14 protein-coding genes are annotated in these 16,368 nt (G+C 70.1%); 7 read left to right on the top strand and 7 right to left on the bottom strand.

The genetic code is table 11. The features are described 5' to 3' along the window. The first annotated feature begins 135 nt into the window (after nucleotides 1–135). Nucleotides 136–711: a GNAT family N-acetyltransferase gene (locus tag ACFYWI_RS06995; RefSeq protein ID WP_389226392.1), complete on the top strand. Its 576-nt coding sequence runs from the start codon at nucleotides 136–138 to the stop codon at nucleotides 709–711. A 191-nt stretch (nucleotides 712–902) separates the two neighbouring features. Next, complete coding sequence (locus tag ACFYWI_RS06990; RefSeq protein ID WP_389226389.1) at nucleotides 903–2,066, top strand: winged helix-turn-helix domain-containing protein; 1,164 nt, start codon at nucleotides 903–905, stop codon at nucleotides 2,064–2,066. A 54-nt stretch (nucleotides 2,067–2,120) separates the two neighbouring features. On the opposite strand, the gene ACFYWI_RS06985 is transcribed toward ACFYWI_RS06990, so the two are convergent. The 7 genes from ACFYWI_RS06985 to mtnA all read right to left on the bottom strand — a co-directional run bounded on the left by ACFYWI_RS06985 (nucleotide 2,121) and on the right by mtnA (nucleotide 10,604). Then, nucleotides 2,121–2,876: a response regulator gene (locus tag ACFYWI_RS06985; protein WP_389226386.1), complete on the bottom strand. Its 756-nt coding sequence runs from the start codon at nucleotides 2,874–2,876 to the stop codon at nucleotides 2,121–2,123. 189 nt (nucleotides 2,877–3,065) lie between these two features. Next, on the bottom strand, nucleotides 3,066–3,758 hold the full coding sequence (hpf, locus tag ACFYWI_RS06980; RefSeq protein ID WP_389226383.1) for a ribosome hibernation-promoting factor, HPF/YfiA family: 693 nt from the start codon (nucleotides 3,756–3,758) through the stop codon (nucleotides 3,066–3,068). 331 nt (nucleotides 3,759–4,089) lie between these two features. After that, nucleotides 4,090–4,815: a ComF family protein gene (locus ACFYWI_RS06975; RefSeq protein ID WP_389226380.1), complete on the bottom strand. Its 726-nt coding sequence runs from the start codon at nucleotides 4,813–4,815 to the stop codon at nucleotides 4,090–4,092. A gap of 101 nt (nucleotides 4,816–4,916) precedes the next feature. Beyond that, on the bottom strand, nucleotides 4,917–6,776 hold the full coding sequence (locus ACFYWI_RS06970) for an LpqB family beta-propeller domain-containing protein (RefSeq protein WP_389226377.1): 1,860 nt from the start codon (nucleotides 6,774–6,776) through the stop codon (nucleotides 4,917–4,919). Continuing rightward, on the bottom strand, nucleotides 6,766–8,760 hold the full coding sequence (gene mtrB / locus ACFYWI_RS06965) for an MtrAB system histidine kinase MtrB (protein WP_389226374.1): 1,995 nt from the start codon (nucleotides 8,758–8,760) through the stop codon (nucleotides 6,766–6,768). The genes ACFYWI_RS06970 and mtrB overlap by 11 nt, the downstream gene beginning before the upstream one ends. A 1-nt stretch (nucleotide 8,761) precedes the next feature. Then, nucleotides 8,762–9,451, bottom strand: coding sequence for a two-component system response regulator MtrA (gene mtrA / locus ACFYWI_RS06960; RefSeq protein ID WP_199922743.1), 690 nt, complete (start codon nucleotides 9,449–9,451; stop codon nucleotides 8,762–8,764). 4 nt (nucleotides 9,452–9,455) lie between these two features. Further along, on the bottom strand, nucleotides 9,456–10,604 hold the full coding sequence (gene mtnA, locus ACFYWI_RS06955) for an S-methyl-5-thioribose-1-phosphate isomerase (protein WP_389226370.1): 1,149 nt from the start codon (nucleotides 10,602–10,604) through the stop codon (nucleotides 9,456–9,458). Nucleotides 10,605–10,786: 182 nt separating this feature from the next. On the opposite strand from mtnA, the gene ACFYWI_RS06950 reads away from it, so the two are divergent. The 5 genes from ACFYWI_RS06950 to ACFYWI_RS06930 are packed head-to-tail and all read left to right on the top strand — an operon-like array spanning nucleotide 10,787 to nucleotide 16,228. Next, nucleotides 10,787–12,007, top strand: coding sequence for a hypothetical protein (locus tag ACFYWI_RS06950; protein WP_389226367.1), 1,221 nt, complete (start codon nucleotides 10,787–10,789; stop codon nucleotides 12,005–12,007). A 4-nt stretch (nucleotides 12,008–12,011) separates the two neighbouring features. Then, a complete protein-coding gene (locus tag ACFYWI_RS06945; RefSeq protein WP_389226364.1) occupies nucleotides 12,012–12,701 on the top strand; it encodes a DUF4129 domain-containing protein in 690 nt (229 codons plus the stop codon). Beyond that, nucleotides 12,698–13,924, top strand: a complete 1,227-nt coding sequence (locus tag ACFYWI_RS06940; RefSeq protein ID WP_389226361.1) for a DUF4350 domain-containing protein — start codon at nucleotides 12,698–12,700, stop codon at nucleotides 13,922–13,924. The genes ACFYWI_RS06945 and ACFYWI_RS06940 overlap by 4 nt, the downstream gene beginning before the upstream one ends. Next, complete coding sequence (locus ACFYWI_RS06935) at nucleotides 13,921–14,904, top strand: AAA family ATPase (RefSeq protein WP_389226358.1); 984 nt, start codon at nucleotides 13,921–13,923, stop codon at nucleotides 14,902–14,904. Before ACFYWI_RS06940 ends, ACFYWI_RS06935 begins: the two co-directional genes overlap by 4 nt. Nucleotides 14,905–14,917: 13 nt before the next feature. Next, nucleotides 14,918–16,228, top strand: coding sequence for a DUF58 domain-containing protein (locus ACFYWI_RS06930; RefSeq protein WP_389226355.1), 1,311 nt, complete (start codon nucleotides 14,918–14,920; stop codon nucleotides 16,226–16,228). The last annotated feature ends 140 nt before the right edge of the window (nucleotides 16,229–16,368 follow it).

Raw genomic sequence — 16,368 nt, 5'->3', positions numbered from 1 at the left:
CCCGCCGCGTCGGGAGGTCCGTCGCCACCCAGGCCTGCTGTCACCCGTCAGGAGAACGCGCGGGAAGCACGGAAGGTGCCGGGAACCCGCCAAAAGTGCTCGCATCGGTCCCGTGGACATGACCACAATCCGGTCATGGAGCCGATCACACTCACCACCGAGCGCCTGCTGCTGCGTACGTTCACGGCAAAGGACACGGACGCCGTCTACCGGGCTTGTCAGGATCCCGACATTCAGCGGTGGACGACGGTGCCGTCCCCGTACGCGCGACAGCACGCGGCCGAGTTCACGGAGCAGATGGTTCCGGCCGGCTGGCACAGCAACACGATGTACACCTTCGCGGTGCTGCCGCGCGAGGGCGGCCCGCTGATGGCGTCGGTCGCGGTGACTCTGCGTACGCTCTCGGGCACCTGGGAGATCGGTTTCTGGACGGGCAAGGAGCACCGCGGACGCGGGGTGATGGCGGAGAGCGTCGCCGCCGTGTCCCACTGGGCGTTCATGCGGCTCGGCGCCACCCGTCTCGAATGGCGGGCCGAGGTGGGCAACACGGGATCCCGCGCGGTCGCCGAGAAGGCCGGGTTCCGGATCGAGGGCGAGCTGCGCGCCGCCCTGATGAACAAGGACACGCTGCGCGACGCCTGGGTCGGGGGCCTGCTTCCCTCCGATCTGGGCCTGACCGGCTCGCACCCCTATCTCCCGGCCACATCCTGACGGAGCGCGGACGCCGCCCGGCCGGTCGGGCGGGTGCCGGCGGCGCTCGGGAGGGTTCCCAGGTACCTAGGGGTGCTTGGGGGGCTCAGGGGGTGCCCGGGGCACTTGGGCGGGCTCAGGCACGGCGGGCTCTGCCCGGGGGCTCGCTCGCGGCGGTTCGCGTGTCAGTGCCTCCGTCTATCGTGCGGGACATGACGATGCAGCCGCCTCCCGCCGCCGAACTGTCCGCGATCGAGGCGCGCCGTATAGCGCTGCGCGCCCAGGGATTCCTGGGCGCACCCGACCGGCGCGGCGGAGTGCGGGGCGTACTGCGTCATCTCGGCGCCGTCCAGTTGGACACGATCTCGGTGCTGGCGCGTTCGCACGAGCTGATTCCCTACGCCCGCCTCGGCGCGGTCGGCCGCCGCACCGTCGAGGATGCGTACTGGACGCAGGGCCACAGCTTCGAGTACTGGTCGCATGCGGCCTGCATCCTGCCGGTCGAGGAATGGCCGCACTTCGCCTTCCGCCGCCGCGCCTACCGCTCCCGGCCGCACTGGTACCACGACCTGCCGGACGGCGCGTACGACGCGGTGATCAAACAGCTGCGCGCCGAAGGTCCGCTGACCGCGACCGAATTGGGCGGCGCGAAGAACGGCGGCGAGTGGTGGGACTGGTCGGCCTCCAAGGTCGCCGTCGAGCGCGCGCTGATGTACGGCGAGGTGGTGTGCACCGAGCGCCGCAGCTGGAAGCGGGTGTACGACCTGGCCGAGCGGGCGATCCCGGACGCCGTGCTGCACGACGACCTGGACGACCGCGAGTGCCTGCGCCGGCTCGTCCGGCTCGCCGGGCAGTCGCTGGGTGTGGGCACCCGAGCGGACATCGCGGACTATCACCGCCTCAAGGGCGAGCAGTTCGACGCGGTGGTCGCCGACTCCGGTCTGGTGCCGGTGACCGTCGAGGGCTGGTCCAAGCCCGCCTGGGCCGACCCGCAGGCCCTCGCCTTCGAGCCGCGCGGCCGACACCGTACGACCCTGCTCTCGCCGTTCGATTCCCTCATCTGGGAACGGGCGCGCACCGAGCGGATCTTCGGTTTCACGCACCGCCTCGAGGCGTACGTCCCCAAGCCGAAGCGGGTGTACGGGTATTTCGCGATGCCCCTGCTCGCGGGCGGAAAGCTGCTGGGCCGCGTCGACCCGGCGCGCGAGGGCAGGACCCTGGTGGCACGCCAGGTTTCCCTGGAGACCCCGAAGGCGGTGGCGCCGATGGCCCAGGCGCTGCGTGAGGCTGCGCAGTGGGTCGGCTGCGACGGTGTGCGGATCGAGCGGATGGACCGCCCCGAGCTCACCGCGGACCTGGTCAAGGCCCTCGGCTGACTGCATCTTTCGAAGACGGCCCGAGGACCCCGAGCAGGGCCTTGGCGGGGCCGCTCAGCGGATCTCGAGAATCTTCTCCCGCATCGCGTAGACCACGGCCTCCATCCGGGAGTGCAGTTGCAGCTTCTCCAGGATGTTGCGGACGTGGTTCTTCACCGTGTTCTCGGAGATGAACAGCTCTTTGGCGATGTCACGGTTGTTCATGCCCGTGGCGACGAGCTTGAGCACCTCCAGCTCCCGTTCGGTGAGCCGGGGCGCCGGCACCAGTCGGCGCTCGTCGGTGCGCTGGATCATCGACTTGAACTCGGTGAGGAGCTTGGAGGCCATGGACGGCGAGATCTGCGACTGCCCGTCGGCCACCGCGCGAATGGCCGTGGCCACCTCGTCGGTGGAGATCTCCTTGAGGAGATAGCCGGTGGCGCCCGCCTTGATCGCCTCGTAGAGGTCCGCCTCCTCGTCGCTGATCGTCAGCATGATGATCTTCGCGCTGGGGGCCACCTCCTTGATGGACGTGCACGCCTCGATGCCGCCGCGCTTGGGCATCCGCACATCCATCAGCACGATGTCGGGCAGCAGATCGGCGGCCTTGTCCACCGCCTCCGCCCCGTCACCCGCCTCGCCGACGACCTGGATGTCCTCCTCCTGCTGGAGGACGATCTCCAGGCCGCGCCGGAACAGCGCGTGGTCGTCCACGACGAGGACCCGGATCGGCTCCTTGCGGGGCTCACCGCTGTCCTCGTCGGTGTCGGCGAGCGCGCCACTGTGGTCGCCCGCGTGGTGGTGATGCACCGGACCGAAGCTGTCCGCCATCGTTCCTCCCCCTAAGGCCGTGGACCGAAGATCATGTTGTGGTCGCCAACGCGAGTCCACAGCGCATCGGTTGGCTTGCGACGCCATGCTTTCATGCCCGGACGGCAGTGCGGGTGATCCTGGGGTGGCACACGGGTGCCCCTGAGGGCGCACAGGGCGCTCAGGGGCACCGCCTGTCTGCTGACGGGGTCAGCCGCCGAGTGCACCTCCGGCGCCGCTGCCCGCATCGGAACCGGCCAGCGGGTCGGACTCGAGGTGGATGACGCCATAGTCATAGGCGTGTCGCCGGTAGACGACACTGGGATGCTTCGTCTCCGAGTCGACGAAGAGGTAGAAGTCGTGTCCGACCAGCTCCATCTCGTAGAGGGCCTGGTCGAGCGTCATGGGTGCTGCGGTGTGCATCTTCTCGCGTACCACCAGCGGTCCTTCGCCCTGTACTTCGAGCGAGCCGAGCATGGTGGAGGGAATGGATTCCGCCGCCTCCTGGGCGATGGGCTGTCCGTTGGCGTTCAACTCCGCGACGCCGGGCACTACATCGGCCACCTCGGCCGCGGGGACTCGGCCGTTGCCACGGCGGGTGTGGCGCTTGTCGTGCTGCCTGCGCAGCCGGGCCTCCAGCTTGCCGGTGGCAAGGTCCAACGCTGCGTACGGGTCGCCCGCCGCGGCCTCCGCCCGGATCACCGGTCCGCGGGAGTAGAGCGTGATCTCCACACGGTCTGAACGGTCCGCCTGCCTCGGGTTGTGCTCCTTGGACACCTCGACGTCGAGGCTGATCACCTTGCCGTCGAGCTTCTGGATCTTCTCCAGCTTCAGCTTCTCGGCCACGTGCTTGCGGAACCGCTCGGGCACCTCGGTCTTGCGGCCCTTGACGACGATGTCCACGCAGAACTCCGTTCCCGGATCGCTCCGTCCGCCCTACAGGCTGCGGAGCGTCTCCCTCTTGCACCAGGCTCCGGTGGTCACCGGAGCCTCGGACTTGGCGACTTTCACCTCCTCCTCCCCAGTCGACAAGATCTCCACCCCACCAATTTCGAGGTTCTCGTACCTCGAATCCCTGACCGGAAACATGGCCGTACATTCGGTGAGGGTGGCGTCCGCCATTCCTCACAACCGAACATAGCTCGGTCGGACGGATGTCGGCACCCTCTACCCGCACGTACCTCCGATCAGGTGTTTTTGCCCTCTCACTACCTGCAACGTTGCGAGTTCCCGGTCAGTTCCGATTTATTTCGAACGACAGGGCCGGAACAGCGACTACGGCGGCGCTCGGCCGTACGAATCCATGAAGGCCGGAGCGCATTGCGGCACTCAGTGCCCTCGCCGCCTCCACCAGTGACGCACCGGTCGTCATCAGGTCGTCCACCAGCACCGCTCTGCCGCCCGCCAGCAGCCTTTCACCCCCGGCCCGTACCTCCAGGGCCCCCGACAGATTCGCGACCCTCTGGCGGGCCGTGAGACCGGACTGGTCGGCCACCGCGCGACGCTGCCGCAGCACCGGAAGCACCCTGGCAGACGTCCCCGTACGCCTCAGCTCCGCCGCTGCCGCAAGCGCGATACGCCGCCCCGCGTCATGGCCCCGGGCCCTGACCGCACGCCGGGCGGAGGGCACCGGCACGAGCAGCAGCGGGCCGCCGCTGTGCGCGGACCCGGGCGTAGCGGCCCGCACCGCGCCCGCCAGAGCCGTGCCCAGTGGTCCTGCGAGCCCGCGCGCACCCCGTTCCTTGTGTGCCAGCAGCACCGCACGCACCGCGTCCGTGTACGCAGCGGCGGCATGTACGACGGGCAGTCCTCCCGGTTCCGGCACAGGCCGTGCACGCCGTGCCCCGGCGCCGTACAGCGCGCCCGCGCACACCGGGCACAGCTGTGTGCGAGGCATGCCACACCCGCCGCAGGCTCCGGGCAGGACCAGACCGGTGATTTCCCGCCACCACGTCCGCATGACCACCACTGTCCTCTGGGCGTGCACGGTCTGCCACCCCTGTGGACAACCGGCGTCCACAGGGGTCCGGTCCCGTACGACCAACCGGGGTATCCGTACGGCTAACCGGGGTAAACGGGCGAGGATCCCTGCTCGACCAAGGTCTGCCAGTTGGCACCGGCCGGCAGCCGCACGATGCCGTCCTCCTCGGAATACGCCACCAGCGGGCGGCTTTCGTCGTCGGAGGCGGCGACCGCCTTCACCTGGTTGAGCCCGGGAAGGATCGCATTGGGCAGGGTCGAGCCGTCGGTCTGGATGTAGCGCACCTGCTGGACACCGCCGGACTCCTTGCCGACCACCACCAGCCGGCTGGGACCCGCCCACGAGACGGCCGTCACCGTCTCCATCTGCGGTGCGGCGGGACGCAGTTCGGTGACGGACACCACCGGCTCGCTCAGGGTGCCGTGCCGCTCCACGCGTCCGATCTTCAGCGTGGTCCTTCCGTCCTTCGTCAGCAGCAGCGCTACGCGCACACCGTCGGCCGACACCTTCAGCGCCTCGATACGAGCGCCCTCCAGATCAGGAACGATCTTGACTTCCTGGGGCTTGCCCTCGCCACCGGCGAGGCGCAGCAGCGCCGGGTCCGCCGGGTTGCGGTCCGCGACCCACAGATCACCCCGGCCGTCCCAGCTCGGCGCGGAGAGCCTGTTGTCCGGGGTCGTGCCCTTGCTGGTCACCAGCGGGGTGCCCAGCTCGCTGTTCGAGGCTATGGACGCCGTGAACAGCTTGCTGTTGTCCTTGAGGACCGCCGCCGCCGTGTGCTCGTCGCGGGCCACCGCGACCATGCTCATCTGCAGCCGCCCGTCACCGAACGGCCCCGGCACGTTCTGCGGTTCGCCTATCTCCTTGGCACCGCCTGCCAGCAGCGCGAGCCGGCTCTTGTTGTCGACGAAGTACTGGTTGTCGGGCCTTCCGGAGGCGTGGTCCGGCGCGTACTCCTCCGCCTGGCCGCTGCTCAGCACGCACAGTTGCGAGCCGTCCGAGCGCAGCAGCTCCACCTGCTCCACCCGGGCGGACGTGAGGTCCTTGAGTGTGAACAGGATCTGCGCCGCCATCCTCAGACACTGCGGCCGCCCCACATGGGACGCCTTGTCGTTGAGCGGCACCTTCAGCCCGTTGCGGTCGTCGAACGACAGCGACCTGACGCCTTCCTTCAGCTTCAGCGCCGTGCCGGTGGGAAAGCGCGACTCGACGACCGGCTTCAGCCAGTTCGTCGGGCCTTCCAGCAGGGCGCTGACGGCCTGCGTGACCGGATCCATCCGGGTCACCGGATCCTGCCGCTGCCTGATGTAGACGGGGTCGGCGACCATCACACCGCGCCCGGAGGCGAAGAAGTACTTGTTCACCGAGTGGTAGTTGCGCTGGAAGTCGGACGTACCGAGCAGCAACCCGGGCGGCAGACTGTCGATCCGCCACTCCTTGCTGCCGTCCTTGCCGCTCTGCTGCGACAGATGGATGCTCCTGCGGTAGTCGGCCGGCGTGATGGGCTGATACGCGTGCTGGGCGTCCACCGTCGCGATCTGCCGGCCGAACAGCGGATAGCTCATCCCCGGGTTGTCCCGTTCGCCGAGCACCGGTGCGCCGGGGTCCGGCGCGGCCACCAGCACCGTGGTGCTCGCCTCCGGGCGCCACTTCTTGGACGTCTGCGGCGTCAGATACGAGCGGGCCGTGCCGAAGTTGGGGTCGTCACTGGTCATCGCCTCCAGGAAGCCTGTGACGATCTCGTCGGGCGTCGCGCCCTTGCGCGGCGGTACCGCGTACACCCGTACCTGGGAATCGGCCCGCTGGGACGCCTTCACGGCATGGACATCACCGCTGTCCGGCATCGACGCGCAGCCGGCCAGCAGCACACCGCTGCAGCTGAGCAGCGCGGATACCCGCAGCACGCCCGCACGGCCCTTACGACGGGGGTCAGCGCCCACGAGTCGTGTCCTCCCGGTCCGAAGAAACCTGTGCCGTGGGGCCCTCGCCCCGCTCTCCCGCCTGCCGCGCCACCACCCGGGCACCATTGCCCGGCAGTGCCGCTGGGTTCACCCCTGACGGCGCCGTACGCGGCGGACCCAGCGGGGCGAGGTCCGACACCGGCTGGGCCGGCAGGGTCGCCAGTCGGCGCCCGCTCGCCTTGGGCCCCTCTGAGCCCGACCGCTCCCGGTTCTGCCTCGAGTCCTCGGGCTCCAGCGGTATCGGAGAACCGCGCAGCGGCTCGTCCGCCGTACGCGGCAGGGTCAGCCGGAACTGCGAACCGCCGCCCGGCTCGCCCCACGCCTGCAGCCAGCCGCCGTGCAGACGCGCGTCCTCGACGGCGATGGACAGGCCGAGACCGGTACCGCCGGTGGTGCGGGCACGCGCCGGATCGGCGCGCCAGAACCGGTTGAACACCCGGGTCGCCTCGCCCGGCTTGAGTCCCACCCCGTAGTCCCGCACCGCGATCGCGACGGCCCCACCGGCCGCCGCCAGGCGCACCACGACGTCCTTGCCGTCGCCGTGCTCCACGGCGTTGACCACCAGGTTGCGCAGGACGCGCTCGACGCGCCGGGCGTCGGCCTCCGCCACCACCGGCTGCTCGTCGCCCACCACGCGTATCCGGCTCCCCTTGCGCTCGGCCAGCGGCTCGGCTCCGCCGATCACCCGCCGCACGACCTCGCGCAGATCTATCGGCTCGGCCTCCAGCGCCGCCGCGCCCGCATCGAAGCGGCTGATCTCGAGCAGGTCGGACAGCAACGACTCGAAGCGGTCGAGCTGGTCACCGAGCAGCTCCGCGGAACGCGCCGTCACCGGGTCGAAGTCACTGCGCGCCTCATGGATGACATCCGCCGCCATGCGCACCGTCGTCAGCGGCGTGCGCAGCTCGTGCGAAACGTCCGAAACGAAGCGCCGCTGCATCCGTGAGAGCTCCTCCAGCTGCTGGATCTTCAGCTGCAGGTTCTGCGCCATTTTGTTGAAGGCCTCGCCGAGCCTGGCGATGTCGTCCTCGCCGGTGACCTTCATCCGCTCCTGGAGCCGGCCGGCGGCAAGCCGCTCGGCGATCCCCGCGGCCATGCGCACAGGTGTGACGATCTGCCGCACCACCAGCCAGGCGATGGCGCCCAGCAGCACCACCACGAACAGGCCGGCTGTCGCCAGGGTGCCCCGGACCAGGCTGAGCGACTGCTCCTCCTGCGCCAGCGGGAAGAGGTAGTACAGCTCGTACGGATTGCCCTCGATGTCGTTCAGCCGGGTGCCGACGACCAGCCCGGGCTCCGCTTCGAGCCCTTCCTTGTTGTAATCGATCCGCAGGTACGTCTCGAACGTGCCCGTCCCCGGCCCGACCGCCTCCCGCAGGGCCGGCGGAATGCTCGCGGGATCGACATTGCCCGAGGTCCGCGCGGCGCGGCTGGAGCCCGCCCCCTGGGAGTCGGCGCTCAGCGCCACCACGTGGAACGCGCCCTGTCCGCCGCTCGCGAGCTGCACCACCAGGTCGGACCGCCAGGAGTTGCGCGTATTCCTGCCGTCCGTGGCACCGCTGCCGCCGGGCCCCACGGGAACATTGGCCTTGTCCCGGGCCACCGCGAAGCCGCCGGCCGCCTGACTCTGAGCTGCCTTGCTCTTGGCGTCGAGCAGCCCGTTGCGCACCTGCCCGATGACGACGAAGCCCAGCAGGACCACGACACCGAGCGACATCAGCAGTGTGCTCGCGACCACCCTGAGCTGGATGTTCCGCCGCCACAGCCGCAGGGCCGGCAGCAGCGGACGGCGCACCCAGCGCATGACGAGCCGGGGCACCGGCCCGCCGGACGCACCGTCCTGGAGAAGCCGTCCGCCATGGAGCAGACGGCCGAATCGCGAGGGCCTGCGCCCCGGTCCGGCAGTCCGCTCCGTACGGACTCCCGGCTCCCCGGGCTTCGGAGCACCACTGCCTGCGGACATATCAGCTCGGTCCGGCCTTGTAACCGACGCCTCGGACGGTCACCACGATCTCCGGCCGCTCCGGGTCCTTCTCGACCTTGGAGCGCAGCCGCTGCACATGCACATTGACCAGCCGCGTGTCCGCCGCGTGCCGGTAGCCCCACACCTGTTCCAGGAGCACCTCACGGGTGAACACCTGCCACGGCTTGCGGGCGAGCGCGACCAGCAGGTCGAACTCGAGCGGTGTCAGGGCTATCGACTGACCGTCGCGCTTCACGGAGTGCCCGGCCACGTCGATGACCAGATCCCCGATCGCCAGTTGTTCCGGCGCGGGCTCCTCCGACCTCCGCAGCCGCGCCCTGATACGGGCCACCAGCTCCTTCGGCTTGAACGGCTTGACGATGTAGTCGTCGGCGCCGGACTCCAGCCCGACCACCACATCGACGGTGTCGCTCTTGGCGGTGAGCATCACGATCGGCACACCGGACTCGGCCCTGATGAGCCGGCACACCTCGATGCCGTCCCGTCCGGGCAGCATCAGGTCCAGCAGCACCAGGTCCGGCTTGGCCTCCCGGAACGCCGCAAGCGCCTTGTCGCCGTCCGCTACGAACGACGGCTCGAAACCCTCACCACGCAGCACAATCCCGAGCATCTCGGCCAGTGCGGTGTCGTCGTCGACGACAAGGACTCGTCCCTTCATAGTCGACATCATCCCATTATCTAATCGTTACCTGTCGTGACCTGACACACAGCTCTGCTATTCCGCCCCTGGTGACCGGGGACAAAGCACCTTCCTCGGTGACGATCGCCGTCACCAGATCGGGCGGAGTGACGTCGAAGGCGGGATTGTACGCCTGTGTCCCCAGAGGTGCCGTCAACGGCCCTCCTCCGCCGCTCACACCGCTCGCATCGGACCGGGGCGCTCCGATCTCCGTCACCTCCCGCCCGGCCCGCTGCTCCACCTCTATCGACGCCCCGTCCGGGGTGTCGGGATCCACCGTCGTCGTCGGCGCCACCACGATGAACGGCACATGGTGGTATTTCGCCAGTACCGCGAGAGGGTAGCTGCCCACCTTGTTGGCCACCGAGCCGTCCGCGGCGATGCGGTCGGCGCCGATCAGTACGGCATCCACCTCTCCGGCCGAGAACAGCGACCCCGCCGCACTGTCCGTGAGCAGCGTGTACGGCATCCCGTTGCGCGCCGCCTCGTACGCGGTCAGGCGCGCGCCCTGCAGCAACGGTCGCGTCTCGTCCACCCACAGCCGCCGCAGCCGGCCCGTGCGGTGCGCGGCAAGTGCCACGGCGAACGCCGTGCCCTCCCCGCCCGACACCAGCGCACCCGTGTTGCAGTGGGTCAGGATCCGATGCCCGCCGCCGGGCAGAAGCTCCTCCAGGAGCGCCAGCCCGTGCCCGGCCATCCGCCTGCTGGCCTCGGCATCCGCCCGGTGCAGCTCCCGGGCCGCGGCGAGGGCGGCAGCGGCCGCCTCCTCGCCGTCCGCCCCCTTGGCCAGGGCCCCCCGGTACGCGGCGGCCGCCCGCCGCACCCCGTAGCCCAGATTCACCGCGGTGGGCCGCGCACTCTCCAGCAGCACCGCCGCTTCGTCGACGTCGAAACCCCGTGCGGCGGCCAGCGCCACACCATAGGCGCCGGCGATTCCGAGCACGGGCGCTCCGCGCACCGCGAGCGTCTGGATCGCCAGCACCAGGGCGGGAACGTCCGTACACGCCAGCTCGACCTCCTCGGCAGGCAGCCGGGTCTGGTCGAGAAGCACCAGTACGGGGCCTTCGGGCGGCTCGTCCCAGCGCAGCACCGGGAGCGTCCGCGGCTCGTTCCCGGCCGGGTTTTGTACGTGCTGATCAGCCATCCGCCCAGTCTGCCCGGTGAGCCTTCGACATTGAAGGCGCGAAGGAGAGAGACGGCCCGGCCCACCAGCAGCCGACGCGTGGCACGATGGCAGCCAACCGGCCGCCCCAACAGGCGTACGGGCACCGTGAGCGCGCCGACTTCCCGAGCCGGCCCTGTGACCAACGCATGAGGTGGACGACCGTGAACGACACTCCGGGCTGGGCCTCGCCCGGATCGGCTGCTTCCGACGGGCACAACGGAAGCGTGCCCCGGCCGTCCGGGTCCACGGACGAGGGCGGACCTGCCTCGAAGTGGTCCAAGGACCAGCCGCATCCCGGGCAGTGGTCCGCTCCCACCGGCCCCGGCCCGAACTCCGTCCCGGGTCCGCCGCCGCCCGGCTGGGGCGGCGGCCGGCCCGGCGGTGGCTGGGGCATGCCGCCGGCCGCCAAGCCCGGTGTCATTCCGCTGCGACCGCTCGGCGTCGGCGAGATCCTCGACGGCGCCGTGTCGACACTGCGCGCCCACTGGCGCACGGTCCTGGGCGTGACGATCACCGTCTCCGTCATCACCCAGATCTGCGGCATCCTCGTGGAGCGCTATCTGCTTCCCGAGCCTCCTGAGGTCGATCCCAACGCGACCCCTTCCGAGGCGCTCGACCAGTCGATCGAGTCGATGCAGGCCAGCCTGATCGCCCTGGGCCCGACCCTGCTCATCGCCCTGATCGGCACACTCTTCACCACCGCCGTGCTCACCGTCGTCATCAGCCGCTCGGTACTCGGCCGCCCCGTGACGCTCTCCGACGCCTGGCAGGAAGCCCGGCCCCGGCTCCCCCAACTCATGGGTCTGACCTTGCTGGTGCCTGCCATGTGCGCCGGCATCATGCTCGTCGGCGTCCTCCCCGGCCTGCTCATCGGAGGAGCGGCGGTCACCCTCTCCGTACTCGGCGGCATCGCGGCATGCGGTGTCATCGTCTGGCTGTGGATCCGGTTCGCCCTGGCCTCGCCCGCTCTCATGCTGGAGCGCCGCGGAGTCATCACGTCCCTGCGCCGCTCCGCGAAGCTGGTTCAGGGTGCCTGGTGGCGCACCTTCGGAATCCTGGCACTGACGGTGCTGCTGACTTTCCTCGTGACAATGATCATCGCGATTCCGTTCACCATCATCGGCTTCGCGGTCGACTCGAAGAGTCTCAGCGACCTCTTCTCCGGCAACAACCCGGACTTCGGCTGGCCCTTCCTCATCGTCACCGGCATCGGCTCGGTGATCGCTTCGTCCATCACCTACCCGATCTCCGCGGGTGTGTCGGTCCTGCTCTACATCGACCAGCGCATCCGTCGCGAGGCCCTCGACCTCGAACTCGCCCGGGCGGCGGGCGTACCCGGCTACGGCTCCGAGCCGCCGGGCAACCACTCCGCCGGGGGCTGACAGGATGCACATCACGGGGGGCGCAACGGCAACGCATCTGCTGAGCCGAGCGAGCGATGACGTACCGGTGGACACTCCTCGGCTTCCCGCCCGCGAGGCGGCGGAGCGGGAACTGTCCAAGCCGATGTACCACGAGAACGATCCCAACCTCCTCGAGCGCGGCCTCAACCGCTTCTGGGACTGGGTCGGTGGCATCTTCGACACGGCGTCCGGCATCGCCCCCGGCGGCGTGCTCGGACTGATCGTCATCCTCCTCGTCGTGGTCGGCCTGGGCGCCGCCCTCTGGTGGCGCCTCGGCACACCCCAACGCACACCGGGATCCTCCGACTCGCTCTTCGACGACCGGCCTCGCAGCGCCGCCGAACACCGCACCGGCGCGGAGGCACACGCCGCCGCCGGCCGCTGGAACCAGGCCGTCCAGGAACGGATGCGTGCCCTCGTCCGCTCTCTCGAGGAACGCACGATTCTCGACCCCCGCCCCGGCCGCACCGCCGACGAGGCTGCCGCAGAAGCGGGCCATGCCCTCCCCGACCAGGCCGGTGCACTCCGCGCCGCCGCTCGTGAGTTCGACGACGTCACATACGGCGGCCGCACCGCCGGCCGACCCGCGTACGAAGCCCTGCGGGACCTGGACCTCCAACTGGAGCACATCAAGCCCCGGCTGAGCAGCGCGGCCCAAGGAGCAGCCGAATGACCGAGGTTGCCCCCGACTCCACCTCCCTGTCTCCCACGAGACGCCAGGTATGGATCCGCATCCGTGGCCTGCTGCTCGCGCTCGCCCTGCTCGTGGTCGCCGGGATCACCATCGCCGTCATGCGCTCCGGCGACCAGCACGGCCGTCTCGACCCCCGGTCCGCCGACCCCAACGGCAGCCGTGCCGTCGCCGAACTCCTCAAGGACCACGGCGTCTCCACACACGTGGTCACCACACTCGACGAGGCCACCGCCGCCGTCGGCCCCGGCACCACCCTTCTCGTCGCAGCACCCGATCTCCTGACGCTCGGTCAGCAACGGACACTCCACACGGCTGTGGGTCCGTCCGGCGGCCGCACGGTCCTGCTCGCCGCCGGCCCGGCATCCGTCGACACCCTGGCCCCCGACGTGTTCACCGCCACCCCCACAAAGGTGTCGGCCCGCGCCCCTCGGTGCAGCTATCCCGCCGCCGAACGCGCGGGCAGTGCCGACCTCGGGGGCGAGCGCTATGTCACCGACGACCCCGGCGCGGACAGTTGCTACATGAGCGATGGTCAGCCGACCCTGGTCAGGCTGGACTCCGGCACCGGCGGCGACACTGTGCTGCTCGGCTCCCCGAACCTTCTCTACAACGATCGTCTGGACAAGCACGGCAACGCCTCCCTCGCCCTCCAACTCCTCGGTTCCCGCCCTGAACTGGTCTGGTACCTCCCTTCACTCAGCGACGCCTCCGCCGCACAGGAGGGCGGCACGGAGACCGGCGGTGACAACGAGGAGGAGAAGAGCAGCAGCAGCACGTTCTTCGATCTGATCCCGTCCGGCTGGCTCTGGGGCACGCTCCAACTCGCCCTCGCCGCCGCCCTCGCCGCCATCTGGCGGGCCCGCCGCCTCGGACCGCTGGTCACGGAACGGCTGCCGGTCGCCATCCGTGCTTCCGAAGCCACCGAGGGCCGCGCCCGCCTCTACCGCAATGTGAACGCCCGCGACCGCGCAGCCGCCTCCCTGCGTTCCGCCACCCGCACGCGCCTGGCTCCGCTGCTCGGCGTGCCCCTGGCCGACGCTCAATCCCCCGAGTCCCTGCTCCCCGCGGTCTCGGCCCATCTCCCCGCAGGAGAGCGGGACATCCGCGCCCTGCTGTTCGGCTCGGCTCCGGCCGACGACGCCGCCCTCATCCACCTGGTTGACCAACTCGACGCCCTCGAAAGAGAGGTACGCACTTCATGAGCGCCCCGACCCCCGAGACAGCTGAGCACTCGGACCGCGCCCGCACCTCCTTGGAGGCACTGCGCACCGAGATCGCCAAGGCCGTGGTCGGCCAGGATCCCGCTGTCACCGGGCTCGTCGTGGCCCTGCTCTGCCGCGGCCACGTCCTTCTCGAGGGAGTACCCGGAGTCGCCAAGACTCTGCTGGTCCGCGCCCTGTCAGCGTCTCTGCAACTGGACACCAAGCGTGTCCAGTTCACCCCCGACCTGATGCCCAGCGATGTCACCGGCTCCCTCGTCTACGACGCGCGCACCGCCGAGTTCTCCTTCCAGCCCGGCCCCGTCTTCACCAACCTCCTCCTCGCCGACGAGATCAACCGCACGCCTCCCAAGACCCAGTCCTCGCTCCTGGAAGCGATGGAGGAACGCCAGGTCACCGTCGACGGCACACCCCGCCCTCTTCCCGATCCCTTCCTGGTCGCGGCGACCCAGAACCCCGTGGAGTACGAGGGCACTTACCCCCTTCCCGAAGCGCAGCTGGACCGCTTCCTCCTCAAGCTGACGGTGCCCCTTCCCTCGCGCGAGGACGAGATCAACGTCCTCGCGCGCCATGCCGACGGCTTCAACCCCCGGGACCTTCACGCGGCCGGTGTGCGCCCTGTCGCCGGCCCCGCCGACCTGGAAGCCGCCCGCGCCGCCGTCGCCAAAACCGCGGTCTCGGCCGAGATCGCCGGCTACATCGTCGATATCTGCCGTGCCACGCGCGAATCTCCCTCACTCAGTCTCGGCGCCTCCCCCCGAGGTGCCACGGCGCTGCTGTCCACTGCCCGCGCGTGGGCCTGGCTCACCGGCCGCGACTACGTCATCCCCGATGACGTGAAGGCGCTGGCCCTGCCCACCCTGCGCCACCGGATCCAGCTCCGGCCCGAAGCGGAGATGGAGGGAGTCACCGCCGACTCCGTCATCACCGCGATCCTGGCTCACGTCCCCGTCCCCCGCTGAGGCACCCGCCCCCATGGCCCTCACCGGACGATCCGCGCTCCTCGCCGCTCTCGGCTCCCTCCCCGTGGGCATCCTCGCCCCCAGCTGGACGGGGATGCTTGCTGTCAACGCGCCCCTCTCACTCGCAATCCTGTGCGACTACGCCCTCGCCGCGCCAGTGCGAACCCTTCGTTTCACCCGAAGCGGTGACACATCAGTTCGACTGGGTGACGTCACCGAGGTACAGCTCACCCTCACCAACCCCTCGGGGCGTCCCCTACGGGCCCAGCTCCGCGACGCATGGCCGCCCAGCAGCTGGATCCCCGGGTCCGAGCAGGCAGCCTCCCGCCACAAGCTGGTCGTTCCTGCCGGAGAGCGCCGACGCCTCACCACCGTGCTGCGCCCCACCCGCCGCGGAGACCGCCAAGCCGAGCGCATCACCGTCCGCTCGTTCGGCCCCCTCGGCCTCGCCGCCCGCCAGGGGCACCATCAAGTGCCCTGGACCGTCCGTGTCCTGCCGCCTTTCACCAGCCGCAAGCACCTCCCGTCCCGGCTGGCCCGACTGCGTGAGCTCGACGGCCGCACCAGTGTCCTGATCCGCGGGCAGGGAACCGAGTTCGACAGCCTTCGCGATTACGTACCAGGGGATGACACCCGCTCCATCGACTGGCGCGCCACCGCCCGCCGGTCCACTGTCGCCGTACGCACCTGGCGTCCCGAACGAGACCGCCACATCCTGATCGTCCTCGACACGGGCCGGACCTCGGCCGGTCGAGTCGGAGATGTCCCGCGTCTCGACGCGGCCATGGACGCAGCACTTCTTCTGGGAGCACTCGCATCCCGTGCCGGCGACCGCGTGGGCCTGTTGGCGTACGACCGCCGCGTCCGCGCTCAGGTGCAGGGCCGCTCAGCCGGCGAGATCCTGCCGGCCATGGTCAACGCGCTCGCCCCGCTGGAACCCGAACTCGTCGAGACCGACGCCCCCGGCCTCAGTGCGACCGCATTGCGGAACGCCCCCAGGCGCTCTCTGATCGTGCTGCTCACCAGCCTCGACGCGGCGTCGATCGAGGAAGGGCTGCTCCCCGTCCTCCCTCAGCTCACCCGGCGTCACACCGTACTGCTGGCCTCTGTCGCCGACCCTCACGTCGAGCAGATGTCGCACAGCCGGGGCAACATCGAAGCCGTCTACGACGCGGCCGCGGCCACCCAGGCCCAGTCCCAGCGCCGACGCACAGCAGAACAACTCCAGCGTCACGGCGTCACCGTTGTCGACGCGACGCCGGACAAACTGGCCCCCGCACTTGCCGACGCCTATCTCGCGCTCAAGGCCGCCGGCCGTCTCTGAAACACCGAGGCGGTTCGGCGGCCTCGCGAGGCCGCAATAAGCCCTCCTGAACGCAGGAAAGCCCCGCACCAGATGGTGCGGGGCTTTCCCACAATGATTGTTCGGCGGCGTCCTACTCTCCCACAGGGTCCCCCCTGCAG

The organism is Streptomyces sp. NPDC002889 (genome assembly GCF_042888425.1).
Taxonomy (GTDB): domain Bacteria; phylum Actinomycetota; class Actinomycetes; order Streptomycetales; family Streptomycetaceae; genus Streptomyces.
The sequence above is the reverse complement of the archived record's forward strand: the minus strand, read 5'-3'. Positions and strand labels throughout refer to the sequence as shown.

What these genes read in the sequence shown, in the direction of transcription:
- ACFYWI_RS06995 (WP_389226392.1), top strand. Translation starts at nt 136, where the DNA reads ATGGAGCCGATCACACTCACCACCGAGCGCCTGCTGCTGCGTACGTTC.
- ACFYWI_RS06990 (WP_389226389.1), top strand. Translation starts at nt 903, where the DNA reads ATGACGATGCAGCCGCCTCCCGCCGCCGAACTGTCCGCGATCGAGGCG.
- ACFYWI_RS06985 (WP_389226386.1), bottom strand. Translation starts at nt 2,876, where the DNA reads ATGGCGGACAGCTTCGGTCCGGTGCATCACCACCACGCGGGCGACCAC.
- ACFYWI_RS06975 (WP_389226380.1), bottom strand. Translation starts at nt 4,815, where the DNA reads ATGCGGACGTGGTGGCGGGAAATCACCGGTCTGGTCCTGCCCGGAGCC.
- mtrB (WP_389226374.1), bottom strand. Translation starts at nt 8,760, where the DNA reads ATGTCCGCAGGCAGTGGTGCTCCGAAGCCCGGGGAGCCGGGAGTCCGT.
- mtrA (WP_199922743.1), bottom strand. Translation starts at nt 9,451, where the DNA reads ATGATGTCGACTATGAAGGGACGAGTCCTTGTCGTCGACGACGACACC.
- mtnA (WP_389226370.1), bottom strand. Translation starts at nt 10,604, where the DNA reads ATGGCTGATCAGCACGTACAAAACCCGGCCGGGAACGAGCCGCGGACG.
- ACFYWI_RS06945 (WP_389226364.1), top strand. Translation starts at nt 12,012, where the DNA reads ATGCACATCACGGGGGGCGCAACGGCAACGCATCTGCTGAGCCGAGCG.
- ACFYWI_RS06940 (WP_389226361.1), top strand. Translation starts at nt 12,698, where the DNA reads ATGACCGAGGTTGCCCCCGACTCCACCTCCCTGTCTCCCACGAGACGC.
- ACFYWI_RS06935 (WP_389226358.1), top strand. Translation starts at nt 13,921, where the DNA reads ATGAGCGCCCCGACCCCCGAGACAGCTGAGCACTCGGACCGCGCCCGC.
- ACFYWI_RS06930 (WP_389226355.1), top strand. Translation starts at nt 14,918, where the DNA reads ATGGCCCTCACCGGACGATCCGCGCTCCTCGCCGCTCTCGGCTCCCTC.